The organism is Advenella kashmirensis WT001 (genome assembly GCF_000219915.2).
GTDB classification, from domain to species: domain Bacteria; phylum Pseudomonadota; class Gammaproteobacteria; order Burkholderiales; family Burkholderiaceae_B; genus Advenella; species Advenella kashmirensis.
The window spans coordinates 3404402-3418307 of the sequence record NC_017964.1; the positions used below are offsets into that span (position 1 = coordinate 3404402).

At 56.3% G+C, this 13906-nt stretch carries 3 protein-coding genes and 8 pseudogenes; 6 read left to right on the forward strand and 5 right to left on the reverse strand.

What is annotated here, in order from left to right:
* The first annotated feature begins 45 nt into the window (after nucleotides 1-45).
* Nucleotides 46-752 (forward strand): annotated as a pseudogene (locus TKWG_RS15985) (fumarylacetoacetate hydrolase family protein).
* A 36-nt stretch (nucleotides 753-788) separates the two neighbouring features.
* A pseudogene (gene maiA / locus TKWG_RS15990) lies at nucleotides 789-1426 on the forward strand (maleylacetoacetate isomerase).
* A gap of 207 nt (nucleotides 1427-1633) precedes the next feature.
* Here the strand turns inward: maiA and TKWG_RS15995 are convergent.
* The 4 pseudogenes from TKWG_RS15995 to TKWG_RS16010 all read right to left on the reverse strand — a co-directional run bounded on the left by TKWG_RS15995 (nucleotide 1634) and on the right by TKWG_RS16010 (nucleotide 6483).
* Nucleotides 1634-2208, reverse strand: a pseudogene (locus TKWG_RS15995) (N-carbamoylsarcosine amidohydrolase).
* A 39-nt stretch (nucleotides 2209-2247) separates the two neighbouring features.
* Nucleotides 2248-3293: pseudogene (locus TKWG_RS16000) on the reverse strand (2,5-dihydroxypyridine 5,6-dioxygenase).
* Between the two features lie 60 nt (nucleotides 3294-3353).
* A pseudogene (locus tag TKWG_RS16005) lies at nucleotides 3354-4177 on the reverse strand (alpha/beta fold hydrolase).
* A 21-nt stretch (nucleotides 4178-4198) separates the two neighbouring features.
* Nucleotides 4199-6483 (reverse strand): annotated as a pseudogene (locus tag TKWG_RS16010) (molybdopterin cofactor-binding domain-containing protein).
* A gap of 276 nt (nucleotides 6484-6759) precedes the next feature.
* On the opposite strand from TKWG_RS16010, the gene TKWG_RS16015 reads away from it, so the two are divergent.
* Together TKWG_RS16015 and TKWG_RS25305 are read left to right on the forward strand one after the other, a co-directional pair.
* Complete coding sequence (locus TKWG_RS16015) at nucleotides 6760-7239, forward strand: (2Fe-2S)-binding protein (RefSeq protein WP_014751840.1); 480 nt, start codon at nucleotides 6760-6762, stop codon at nucleotides 7237-7239.
* Between the two features lie 1723 nt (nucleotides 7240-8962).
* Nucleotides 8963-10105, forward strand: coding sequence for a c-type cytochrome (locus tag TKWG_RS25305; RefSeq protein WP_238534203.1), 1143 nt, complete (start codon nucleotides 8963-8965; stop codon nucleotides 10103-10105).
* A 46-nt stretch (nucleotides 10106-10151) separates the two neighbouring features.
* On the opposite strand, the gene TKWG_RS16025 is transcribed toward TKWG_RS25305, so the two are convergent.
* Nucleotides 10152-10634, reverse strand: coding sequence for a MarR family winged helix-turn-helix transcriptional regulator (locus TKWG_RS16025; RefSeq protein ID WP_014751843.1), 483 nt, complete (start codon nucleotides 10632-10634; stop codon nucleotides 10152-10154).
* Nucleotides 10635-11222: 588 nt separating this feature from the next.
* Between TKWG_RS16025 and TKWG_RS16030 the strand changes: the two are divergent.
* Nucleotides 11223-12385, forward strand: a pseudogene (locus TKWG_RS16030) (FAD-dependent monooxygenase).
* A gap of 92 nt (nucleotides 12386-12477) precedes the next feature.
* Nucleotides 12478-13793 (forward strand): annotated as a pseudogene (locus TKWG_RS16035) (MFS transporter).
* Nucleotides 13794-13906: the final 113 nt, after the last annotated feature.

Sequence of the window (13906 nt, forward strand, 5' to 3'; positions counted from 1 at the left end):
ATCCCAGACTTCTGGGCTACATCCCTATTGCAGATCGGAAACACCATGACTACAGTCAATTATCTTTGGACACCCCGTCCCGCACAAACCATGCCAGTACATGGCACTGAACAACATTTTCCCATCAACCGTCTGTTTTTTGTAGGTCGCAATTATCATGCCCATGCCACAGAGATGGGCAAACCCGTAGACAAAAGCACAGAGCGCCCTTTTTACTTTACCAAGAGTCCGCAAACCCTGACACTGTCAGCGCTACTGTCCCATATCCACCGGAAACCAGTAACTACCATTTTGAAATGGAACTGGTGGTCGCCATTGGCAAAGCGGGGTTTCGTGTTGCTGCCGACCAGGCACATGAAATTATCTATGGCTATGCTTGTGGCCTGGACATGACCCGCCGCGACTTGCAACTGGTCGCTCGCGACAAGGGCCGTCCATGGGACCTGGGCAAGGATGTGGAAGATTCAGCAGTGGCATCACACATCGTGCCCATGCCTGGCAAGATTATTGAGAACGGTGCCATTGAACTATCAGTAAATGGTGCAGTCAAGCAACGCTCAAATATCGACAAGCTAATCTGGAACATCCGTGAAATCATTGCAGACCTGTCCCTGTTCTACCACTTGCAACCTGGCGACCTGATTTACACAGGTACCCCGGAAGGCGTAGGCGCCGTCGTGCCCGGCGACAGGATAACTGGCCGCGTGGAAGGCGTGGGTGATATTCAATTGAATGTAGGTCAGTCAGCGTAGCCGTTGCGGATTCAGTAAAGAAAAGAAGGAATATACATGAAGCTTTACAGCTTTTTCCGTAGCGGAACATCACATCGCCTGCGCATTGCGCTAAACCTGAAGGGGCTCGCACCGGATTATATCCCCGTGGACCTCCGAGTGGACGAACAAGCCGAAGAGCCGTACAAGGCGATCAATCCGCAGGGGCTGGTCCCCGCCCTCACCATGGATAACAGCAGAACGCTGATTCAGTCTACCGCCATTATCGAATGGCTGGAGGAACGTTACCCCGAGCCGGCGTTATTGCCAGAAGACCCAGAAGCGCGCGCCCATGTACGTGCGCTTGCTGCCATTGTCGGTTGCGACGTACACCCTATCAATAACCGCCGCATTCTGCAGTATCTGCGCAAACATTTCAGCGGCGACGACACGGCCATCAACGCCTGGTGCGGCCATTGGATAACTGCCGGCTTCGATACCATAGAGACATTATTGGCAAAGGATCGGAATCGCCAGGGATTTTGCTTTGGAGATGCCCCGTCCATGGCCGATGTTTATTTAATCCCTCAGATAGAAAGCGCCCGCCGTTTTAATGTCGATATGACTCAATGGCCATTGATCTGTGCAGTTGAAAAAAACTGCAGTGCCTTGCCCGCTTTGCAAAGGCGGAGCCCATGGCGCAGCCTGATGCCTGACAACAGATCCGGATAGTCTGCGCGATGCTTTGTGCGGACTATCCGGCTTCATCAGCAACGAACGACGTATATCTCACTGTCTGTCTGGCTGGCGTATTTATTAATCACCAGCAGAGTTACTATAACGCACGCAAAGAAAAAGGCTGATCATCAGCCTTTTTCCTTACTACACAGCGATTGGTCCTTAATTCCGGTCACGCAAGCGCCCTAGCCCAGGCCAAGCAGACGCATGGCCTGCGCGCGATCGACCACTGTCGCGTACTTCTGTTTCATATCGAACAGGTTTGCCTCGTGCGGGGCCTGTGCCCTGTCGCCGACGCAATCGGCGACGACCAGCGGGCGAAAGCCAGTTGCATGGCATCGACCACAGAGGCGCGTACGCAACCGCTGGTGACGGCGCCGGCGACCAGCAGGGTTTTGACGCCACGCTGCGTCAGCCAGGCGGCCAGCGAGGTGCCGAAAAACGCCGATGGCACATTCTTGCGTACGATCAGCTCTCCCTGGACCGGCGTCAGTTGCGGCACAATCTGGCTATTGGGTTCGTTTTCCAGCAAGCCCAGCATGCCGGGAACCTTGATACTGAAAATATTGTTGTCGGCGCCATCGTCCGCATACACAATGCGCGTGTGCGCCACGGGCCAGCCCTGTTCGCGCGCTGTTTGCAGCAGTTTTTCCGTATTCTCGATCGCCTGGGCAATATTGCCGCCGCCAAAGACTTCTGGATCGGCAAAGCCGTTGACCAGGTCGATAATCAACAGGCCATAGGGTGCCACCGGTTCCAGCTCGGCGCCAAAGCCTGCTGCTCATAGACTGCATCTGCCTTACTCATTTACGCCCCCGTCCAGAACCTTGCCGTTACGCACAACATCCACCCCATCCAGTTTGACCGTGCAATGACGCAGGGGAATATCAATATGGCATGCCGTGGTGCGGCTGCCGCCCGCTTCGTTGTTGGGGCCCAGAGAAAACAGGAAATTGCCTTCAAACGCGCGCGCATCCATGCCGATTGTGTTTTCCCTGTCGTACAGGCCCAGCGTGGACCAATGGGCGCGCGGTTGCAGCCCCCAGCCGATATGGGAAATGGCATAGCTTCCGGATCGTTAAAGGACTTCATGTACTCGTCCAGCAACTGCGCGTCGATACCGCCTTCTATACGGGTGGCATAACCATTTTCGACTGTCAGGGTAATGGGTTCGGCAACATATTTTTTCTGCGGCAACAAGATATCGCCTTTATCAATCACGATACGTCCTGTCGCGCCGCCTTCGTTTGGCCAGGTCAGCGTAAAGCCGCTGGGCCAGTGGTCCCAGCGGCCGGGCTCGTCCACATAACCGTACTCGCTGATGGCCGGAAATTCACCCAGGGGGCAGCGCAAATCGGTGCCGGCCTCGGAAGTGATATGCATTTGTTTTGATTTGGCAATCAGCGCAGAGGCCGCTTTGACGCGCTTGCGGTCCGCTTCGATAGGCACTGTACGAACCAGAATTTCCGGCGGTTCCACGGCCAGCAGGATTTTGGTGCCGCTTTCAAGAATTTCATGTTGTTCCGGTGAAAACAGCAATGTCATCAGATCCAGCACAAGATCACTGGCCTTGAGCGCGGCAATGGCCGCCTTATTCCCGGTCAGTGGCGTGGTGCCCAGATACGCCAGCGCATCCCGGCTTAATGCCTTTTCAGCATTGACCGGCGGCAGATCCAGCCGGTTGACAATGGCGCCTTTGGATTGCGCCGCAATCGTAGCGCATGACAGCGTTTGCGGATGCGTTGACATACTGGTCAGGATCGTAACAGTCTGCCCGGCCTCAAGATTGGACAGGGTCAATACCTTCTGCCATGCCTCGATAAGTTGATAATCGCTTACAGCCATAATAGTCCTCATGAAAGTGCTCTGCTGCGGGCAGCCACCCGCAGCGCCGGTACGACAGTCTTAATCGAGCCGGGCGCCAAGAAAGTCGCCAAAGGCGGCATAAAACCCCGCTTCATTGTCCCAGGGAATCATGTGTCCCGCATCGCTAACTCTGGTCACGGTCAGACCGGGAATCAGCGTCGTGATTTCCTGAACGTCTTGATCAAGAACCACATCGCCGCGCTCGGCCGTCATCAACATGACCGGCACCTTGATTTGCGGAAAATTGGCATGGACGTCGTCATTCTGAAAATCGTTAAAGCTCTGGATAATGGCGCGTTCATCGCATGTATGCAGCCACTGCGCACGAAGCTGCAGTTGTTCTTGCGTCCAGGTCGGGCAGAAAGCGCGCATCGCTTGGGCATCGCACCCCTTGCGTGCCAAGGCCATGGAATCAACATACCAGGCAATTTGGCAGGATAGGCGCGGCGGCCCGGGCCCGAGACCGGTGGGTCTACCATGACCAGCGCTTCAAGTCCTGCAGGGGCGGTGCTCGCAGCGCGTGCGCCGATACGCCCGCCCATGGAGTGACCAACCAGGATATAACGACTCAGGCGCAGGGCTTTGGCAAACGCAACCACGTCAGCAGCCTGGGCGTCCAGACCATAATCGAGCGTCTCGGATGCTTCGCTCAGACCCCGACCCCGGACATCCAGGATATATGTATCGAACTGGCGTGCGAAGCGCTCGCCAACAAACCCCCAGGTCACCGCCGGGCTGGTAATGCCCGGAATAATGATGACCGCCGGACGATTCGCCCGTTCACCTTCGTTACCGCCATAGCGCAGGTAATGCTGCCGGATGCCATTGGCCGATATATTGGCGCCATATAGATAGTGACTCATTCAATCTCCCTTAAATAAAAGTTACGTGCCGGCCAGCGCAGGCGTCGCGCCATAGATGCTGGCCAGTTGCAGCGCCTCGCGCACGGTCTGTGGCGTAAACGGCGCCTGGTAAAAGCGCAAGCCACAGGCATCAAACAAGGCATTGGCCACGGCAGAGGCGCATGGCACCGAAGCCGATTCGCCTGCACCCATGGGCGGTTCGTCCTGCCTGTCCATCAATACGACATCAATGGGCGGGATGGCAGTAAAGTCAATAATCTTGTATGCGCCCCACTCGGCCTGTACCGTGCCATTGGCATCGAAACTGACCTGTTCATACAGGGCGCGGCTGAGCGCCTGGATCACATTGCCATGCAATTGGTGGCGTACCCCCGCCGGATTGACCATTTGCCCGGTGTCCTGACCAACCACGACGTGGTTCAACCGGATCTCACCGGTATGGGCGTTGACGCTGATATCTGCAACCCATGCCGACCAGGCCGCACCAAAGCCGGGAAATTTGGAATGTATATAGCGGGCGTAAGAGACGCCCCGCCCGTGCAGCCACCCGTTGGCATCGGGTGTTCCCCGACTGCCGGATTTGCCGGGTTGCCAGCGCGCCCGCTCGCCCACAGCCAGCAGCAATTGCTGGGCGCGCTCGTCAGCCGCCAGGTTTTTTACCCGAAATGCCAGCGGGTCGGCCTGCGCCTCGAACGCCAGCTCATCTATAAAGCAGTCATGAGCAAAGGAATTGGGCAACGCCGAAACGCCGCGCAGCCAGGAGGCGCGCACAATGGTGGCCATATCGTTGCAAACAATTTTCTGGCTTGGATAGCCATAAGGTGGCACCGCAGTGCGATCACCCATTTGCAGGCTGCGCGGCAACGCCGGCTCTTTGCCGGTAAGCAACAACGCCAGGAGCGGCCCATCGTTTGACGGGTAATGCGTGGTGAAGTCGTAATGCCGCAAATTGCCTTGTGCATCAATCGAGCCCTGCACATCCATCAACTGCGCAGCGCCCTTGGGTTCCCAGCCATGTTCCTGCTCGCGGCTCAATTGCATGCGAACCGGCACACCGGCATGCTGTGAAAGAAGGAGCGCGTCGGCGCAGACATCATCGGCACAATTGCGGCCATAGCAGCCGGCGGCCTGCAGACGAATAATTTCTATGTGCGCTTCATCAAGGCCACTGAGCTGGCTAAGATGCACTCTCAACATATGCGGGTTTTGCGAACCGGACCAGACTCTGACATGTCCAGGCTGGTAATCTGCGACCGCGCATGAAGGCCCGATGGAGGCATGCATCTGGTAAGGCCAGACATAGGTTCGTTTGATATTGACCCTTGCCGGGGGCAGATCGGGGTGGTCGCTACGATTGTCCTGCAGGACCCGTTCGCTCATGGGCTGGCGTCGAATGGCCGCTTCCAGATCCTGGAGATCTTCCAGCGGTGCAACTGGCTTCCAGGCAATCTTGAGTTCGCGCGCTGCGCGGATTGCATGCTCTTCGCGACGGGCCACCACACCGACAAAATCTCCCTGCACGATCACTTTGATGTCAGGACAGATATGGTCTACGCTAGCGGCATCCACTGAAACCAGGCTGTGGCCGATAAAGGCGCCCGTATCCCGTCCGACATAGGGCGGCCGTACGACCCGGCCATGCCACATGTCAGGCACCCGCACATCATGGACATAGGCAAACTGGCCCAGCGCCTTGGCGGGGATATCCACACGGGGCTGAGACGTGGCCAAGCAATTTTCAGGTCTTTGGCTGCCTTAGTCTGAATGTCGTCCCGCAGATATTCACGATATTGCTTTCCCGCCAGCAGCGCCCAGTAGTCAATGGCCTGCCCATGCGCGGAAGATATCCGGCCATTCTGAACAGACAACTGCTCAGCATCTACATTCCACATGTCGGCGGCCAAATCCACTAGAATATGACGGGCCTGGGCAGCGGCTTGGCGCAAAGGCCTTGCGGTAATCTGAATTGACGCACTGGCAATAGTGGGACCCTGATTGGGCGAAGCATCGGTGTGGCCCAGCACCATCTGCACGGCAGACATCGGCACATCCAACTCATCGGCCACAATTTGCGCCAGCGCGGTCTGAATGCCGGTACCCAGGTCAACGTGGCCGCAAAAGGCCCGGACCCAGCCCTGCTCGGAGACAGCAACGAACACATCGTCATAATCCTGCAGATACACAGACACAACCCCGGGCTGCCCCGGGGCAGGCGCAGGCGGCACAACCGGCGCACGCAGCACCAGCAGAGTGCCGGTAGACTCCAATAGCGATTGTTGCTCGGTACGAGGTGCCATATACGTCATTAACGGGTATCCGGTTCAGGCGTGTGTTGGATTAGAAGATTAACTACAGTGTACACGCTATATTAAAATGATTAAACAGCAAAAGCATATCTTCATGGAAATGAAAATAAATAGGCAGTTTTCAGTGTAAGCTTTGGTTATGTTCAGAAAAAACTAGTGAAAACCCGCAGACAGATGAGTTGACACACTCCTGTCTAATTTCGTTAAATTCTTTGTTTGCTCAAAAAATTAAAGTGTGTAAACTTATTATTAGTTGACATACTTTACGCCCGGAACATGAATCCAATTGCCCCCCGCCCATTCGCCCTGTCGGTCAATAACGAGCACCACAACGTGACCGTCGAACCCGATACGCCGCTGCTTTACATATTGCGCAATGATCTGGCCTTAAATGGCCCAAAGTTCGGTTGCGGACTCGGCGAATGCGGCGCCTGTACGGTACTGGTGGATGGCGTAGCGGCTCGCTCCTGCGTGATACCGGTCAGCGTGGTAGAAAACCGCAAGATCACCACCCTTGAAGGCCTGAGCGACAACGGCCAGCCCAATAAGGTCCAGCAGGCCTTTATTGATAACCAGGCTGCGCAATGCGGTTACTGCCTTAACGGCATGATCATGACAATACAGGCCCTATTGAACCGCAACCCCAACCCCTCGGAAGCACAAATTCGTAACGAACTGCGTCACAACCTGTGCCGTTGCGGCACCCACGTGGAAATCATGGCGGCCGCCATCTCCGCGGTCAGGGGGCGCCCATGACACAGGAGTTGATCACTCCCACCGCTACCGGCATCAGTGCCGCATCAGACGATAGCACCGGCATGGATCTGTCTGTACCAGCAAGCAGCCAATTGCTGCATGGCGTTGTATTGCGTCCACCACAGTGGGAACTGGGCATACAAAAGAACCAGATTGCACAATTGCAGGCGCTCGACAGTGATCGGGCAGCCAATGTGCCGGGCGTGGTCAGTTGCATCACTCGCGGCAGCTTTGTAGGCGTTGTCGCCGTACAGCGCACGCAGGCGCAGCAGGCTTGTGCCTTGCTGCACGCCACCTGGGCGACGCCTGTTGCTGCAGGCCCCGATGTGCAACCCTTAACACACCAGACAGCAACGTCAGGCACGATCCATTCGGCAACCCGGTATGAATGGAATAACCATCTGGCCGCCGACGCACCGGATTGGGCGATCGCCTGGCATCGAGGCGATCAACTCACGATATGGGTAAATACCCATCGCCAGGCTGCCCTGCGGCAGGAACTGGGCGCACTACTGGCGCTGGCGCCCGAAGCCATCCAGATAGTGCAACACGGCCAGCACACGCAGGACGGACTGGAGACAGCCGTCGAAGCCGCACTGTTGGCCTGGGGTTTACATCAGCCGGTACGGGTGCAGGCCACCTACGCACCTGCCGCATTGGCAGCCACAGTGGAACAGAACCGTCCGGCGGCGAGCCAGCGCCTGGCGGACCAGGCGCACTGGAGCATCAATGCACTGGACCCGCGTCGCCCGTCCATTGCCGGCCGCTTGTGCGGGCTCGAATCTACCTCGACAAAAGGGATGGCGCTGCTTACGGAGTATGCCAGCGCCCCCATTCAAAAAAACGGCAGCAGCCTGGTGGCCGCGGACCCCTACAGTTATACAGCCGCCACGGTGTTTGCACAGGAATCGCATTTCGATGAATATTGCGCAAACCATCATCTGGACCCAGTGCAGTCCCGTCTGGCACACATCGACAGCGAGCGCGGACAGCAGCTCTTAAGAAGCGTTGCGCAACAAAGCGGCTGGGACCAGACCGCCGCCGGCCCGGCAGCCAAGGCGGCCGGAGTTGGACGCGGGATTGCCTATAGCCATATTATTGATAACGACCGCAATCCTCCACAGGAAGTATGGTCGGTGTGGTCGGTCGAACTGGCCGTGGATGCGCGCAGCGGCGGCCTGTCGGTGAGCAGGCTGACCGTGGGACATGATGCCAGCGATGCCCAGCGGGCACCGACGGCCACACCGGAAACCCAGCGCGCCCTGAAAGATCGTCTGGGCAAGTGGACGCAATCTCTTTTGGGACAGACCCAACAAGGCGCCAACAACCCCTCAGAACAAGACAAACAGCGCCCATTGGCGCTGCCCGAGGTGCAGGTCATCAATAGCGCACGCTCGCTGGATCAGCCGCTGGCCTGGGGGCCAGGTGTCGAGCTGCCTGCAGCCGCCGCCATTGCCAATGCGATATACAGCGCGACCGGACTGCGTATCCGTGAAACGCCATTCGCATTACCCACCCTGTCGCTGGATCCGCCTCCAACAGCAAAACGCAGCCGACGCTGGCGCAATAGCTGGCTGGGTGGACTGATGGCGGCCGCAACCGGCGCCTGGTGGTTGCAGCCCCCTGGCGCACCAGCATTCCCCCGGTCAGCCGGGTTGATACGTCTATTTTTTCCGCGACGGCGATTGAGCGCGGGCGGCTTGTCGCACTTGCCGGGGACTGCATGGTCTGCCACACGGCGCCGGGCGGCCAGACCAATGCCGGTGGCCTGGGGCTGGACACCCCCTTTGGCACCATCTTCACCACCAATATTACGCCCGACCGGGAAACCGGCATTGGCGCCTGGTCATACAAGGCGTTCGAGCGCGCCATGCGTGAAGGCATCCATCGCGACGGCAGGCATCTGTACCCGGCATTTCCCTACACCGCCTATGCAAAAATGTCTGATGAGGATTTGCAATCGCTTTATGCCTACCTGATGACCCGCCCCCCGGTCTCGGCGCCCAATCAGGAAACCCGCCTGCCCTTTCCCATGAACCTGCGTCCCCTGGTGGCCGGATGGAATACGTTGTTTCATCGGGACCGGCAGGCCTATACTCCCAATCCGGACAAAAGCCCGCTCTGGAACCGTGGCGCTTACCTGGTAAACAGTAGCGGACACTGCGCTGCCTGTCACTCACCCCGCAATGCCCTGGGCGCCGAAAAGTCCGGAGAGAACAATTTTCTGGCCGGCGGCTTTGCCGACAATTGGGAAGCGCCGGCACTCAACAAACTCTCGTCCTCCCCTATCCCGTGGACCGAACAGGAGCTGTTCCAGTATTTGCGCACGGGTTACTCCCCCTTGCATGGCGTTGCCGCGGGCCCGATGGGACCCGTGGTTGCAGGGCTTGCGCAATTGCCCGAGGCCGATGTGAAGGCCATGGCCCATTACCTGGCCAGCCTGAATCCGGCTGCCGCTCAATCGCAAAGCAGCCATGCCGCGCTCGCCACCAGGCTGGAGGCAGACAGCCAGACGAACCAGGAGACGCGACTGCTACCCGGGGAGACGCTATTTAACGGCGCCTGTGCGGTGTGCCACGACTCTGGCAGCGGACCGGTCCTGTTCGGCGCACGCCCATCGCTGGCACTCAATAGTAATCTGCATAGCGACCACCCGGATAATGTGATTCAGGTCTTGATGCACGGCATTACCCGTCCGGCCCAGACCAACCTGAGCACGATGCCTGGTTTCAAAAGCAGCATGAATGATGCGCAAATGGAATCGCTATTGCAGTACATGCGCGCGCGCTTTGCACCGGACAAACCGGCCTGGAACAACCTGCGTAAAAAAATTGCCGAGATCAGGCAGCAGCCGGGCCATCCATGACTGCCGGCACAGCCCATGCCTGCGCCCATGCGATCCGGTTGCCGGCCTATTCGTCCTGAAGACCGCTGGCGTTCATTTTCTGCAATAGATACAAAATCGCCACCTGCTCGGCCGGATTCAGCTGACCCATTGTCAGTCTGCTGATTTCCTGTGCACGAGGAATAGTGCGGGACAGCAGCGCCTGCCCTTCGGTGGTCAGGCTGGCAATCACCTTGCGCTTGTCCAGCTTGCCCGGCGAAAGCGCGATCAGGCCGCGCGCCTTTAAACGATTAATAATGCCGCGAATGGTTGCCTGATCAATCGCCGTCGCTTCTACCAGCTCGGCCTGGGAGCTGCGCCCGCGATCACGCAGGGCGCATAAGGTAACAAACTGGATAGCCGTCAACTGATCATCGCCCACATTCTGTTGAAAAATGGCCGTATGACGCTGCACCGCCTTGCGCAATAAGTGTCCAACCTGCTGGGTGACATCATACGGTGCGCTGGCACGCCCTGCTTCTGTTTCAGGTGACTCGTGTTTTCTGGACATAGTTAGGCTGCTCGTTTTTTGACGTGATTAAGCTGTAATGATGACGCTCTATAACTTTTACCCGATATTTTGGCTATAAGTATACCCGCAGGCGATGCGCAACCCTTGCAGCACTTGTACTGGCGCATGAAGCAATGGCGCTGAAAAAGTCCCTGCCTGTGGCCTGCAACCAACGTTCATTTATAGCCTGTACACTATTTAATAGTATATAACAATCATCACTGGCCAGGCATAAACAACTTTAATAATGACATTATTTGGTGCGTCTTTACCAAGCGTCACGCTTCTGGTGCAGGCATATCAGCCCCTGCGCTACAGCCCGTAAAGGCTGCCACCGCGGTGCCGGACATCCTGCCAATTCCGTTGATAATTATTAGAAAATTTCAATTGTGAACCAAAATGGAGCAGCATTGCATAAAGCATTTTTCCGACTCGAATCACAATCGGCATTATCTGTTTATTTTTCTTACATCAAAATCACGTGCCTGCTCGTAAACCCCAATTCGTTTTTATTTTAATTAACAAAATAAGTGTGTACACTCTTATTTAATTGAAATGGACATAAATTGAATTGTCAGGAGATACGTTATGAAAGATACAGTCAAAATCGCGATCGTCGGCGCCGGCCTGGGTGGTGCTGCAGCCGCGACCCTGCTGCAGAAAGCCGGCTTTGAAGTCGAGGTATATGAACAGGCGCCGCAGTTTTCACGGCTGGGCGCCGGCATCCACGTTGGCCCGAACGCAATGAAAGTTTTCCGCCGCATGGGACTGGAAAAAGAGCTGGAACAAATGGGCTCACATCCGGATTTCTGGTTCAGTCGGGACGGCAATTCTGGCGAGTATTTGTCCCGCATTCCCCTGGGCGCATGGGCAAAAAAAGAATACGGCGCATCCTATATCACCATCCATCGCGGCGATATGCATGCCCTGCAGATGTCCAGCATCAAACCCGGCACCGTTCACTTTGGCAAGAAACTGGAAACACTTGAAGACGATGGCGATAAAGTTCAGCTGGGTTTTGCTGACGGCACGCGCGTCACAGCCGATATTGTGATTGGCGCCGATGGCATTTATTCAAAAATCCGCGAAACCCTGCTGGGCGTAGAAGCGCCCACGTACAGCGGCTGGGTCGCCCATCGCGCCTGATTCGCGGCGAGAATCTTGTCAAGTTTGCCGATGAATTCGAAGACTGCGTCAAGTGGTGGACCGAAGATCGTCACATGATGGTTTACTACACTACCGGCAAACGTGACGAATACTATTTTGTCACCGGCGTCCCGCACGAAGCATGGGATTTCCAGGGCTCATTTGTAGACAGCTCCCAGGAAGAAATGCTTGCTGCATTCGATGGCTACAACTCGACAGTGCAAAACCTGATTCGTTCTACAGAAAACATTACCAAGTGGCCCCTGCTTAATCGCAACCCGCTGCCCATTTGGAGTCGCGGTCGCCTGGTGATGCTGGGTGACGCCTGCCACCCCATGAAGCCACATATGGCTCAGGGCGCCTGCATGGCAATTGAAGACGCCGCCATGCTGACCCGCTGCCTTGAAGAGACAGGGCTTGGCGACTATCGGACAGCATTCGAGCTGTATGAAGCCAATCGCAAAGAGCGCGCCTCCAAGGTCCAGTCGGTCTCGAACGCAAACACCTTCCTGCTCAAGCAGGAAGACCCCGGCTGGGTTTACGGCTACGACCTCTATGAGCAGGATCTGACGACACAAAGCGCCAGTGTCAGCACCAACCCATAACACCCTACCCGGAACCGGATGATCCAATCAACGCCTGTCATCCGGCTCTATTGTCCCGCGCGCGGGACCCCTACCTCCAGGAGACATTTGACGTGAACTCGACCACTTCAAACCCACCACTGCTCCAAACCGGCGAAACAAACCAGGATCTCTATACAAAAATTACCTGGCGCCTTATTCCCTTTCTGTGTTTCTGTTACCTTGCCGCATACCTGGACAGGATCAACGTCGGTTTCGCCAAATTGCAAATGGTGGAAGATCTGCAATTTAGCGTTACCGCCTACGGTCTGGGCGCGGGTCTGTTTTTTGTCGGCTACATTATTTTCGAAGTGCCCAGCAATCTGATCCTGGAGAAAGTTGGTGCAAGAATGTGGATCGCCCGGATCATGATTACCTGGGGTATTTTGTCTGGCCTGACCATGTTCGTGACAACACCCACGCAGTTTTATACCCTGCGCTTTTTCCTTGGCGCCGCCGAGGCGGGCTTTTTGCCTGGCGTCCTGTATTACCTGACAACCTGGTACCCAACCTACCGCCGCGGAAAAATCATTGCCCTGTTCATGATTGGCCTGCCGCTATCGAGCGTGATTGGCGGCCCTATTTCAGGCTGGATCATGAACCACTTTGATCAGTTGCATGGCCTGCGCGGCTGGCAGTGGCTGTTTTTGCTCGAATCCATTCCAAGTGTGCTGCTGGGCATCCTGACGTTCTGGGCTTTACCGGATAATCATCACAAGGCCAAATGCTGAACAATGAAGAGCGGGCGCTGCTGCAGCGTGATCTGGATCACGACAATGCCGAAGGAAAACATAGCAAGCATTCATTCAAGGATGGATTTTTCAATGTCAAAGTGTGGATGCTGGGCAGTATTGATTTTTCGATTCTGCTGGGCGCCTATGCCATCGGCTTCTGGATGCCGTCGTTCATCCGTAATGCCGGGGTAGCAGATACCTTTGACATCGGTTTGCTCACAGCCATTCCCAGTATTGCAGGTGTGATTGGCATGCTGGCCATCGGCGCCAGCTCGGATCACTATCGTGAGCGCCGCTGGCATTTGTCGGTTCCGCTTACCGTAGGCGCGATCGCCCTGACATGCAGCACATTTGTGTCAAGCAACCTGATCCTGACCGTTGTGACCTTCACGGTCGCCTCCTGCGCATTGCTGGGTGCGGTACCGGTCTTCTTCAGCCTGCCTGCGACGTTTCTTAAAGGGACCGCAGCGGCCACCGGCTTTGCCCTGGCCTGCTCGATTGCCAATATTGCCGGTCTGGTCAGCAACTCGCTGATTGGCTGGGCGACCGACTTGACCGGCACTGCACATGCCGCGTTATGGTTCTTTGCCGTGTGCCTGTTGCTCAACGCCGTGCTTGTCATGGCGGCCTTCCCGGCCAAATTGGTTAATCGCTGATTCACCAATCAACCGTGATGCCGTAAAAAAACCTCTGCGATCCGAATATGATTGCAGAGTTTTTTGCATAAGGCCAACAAAACAAGAATGCGGATACAGTGATTCGTATTTCG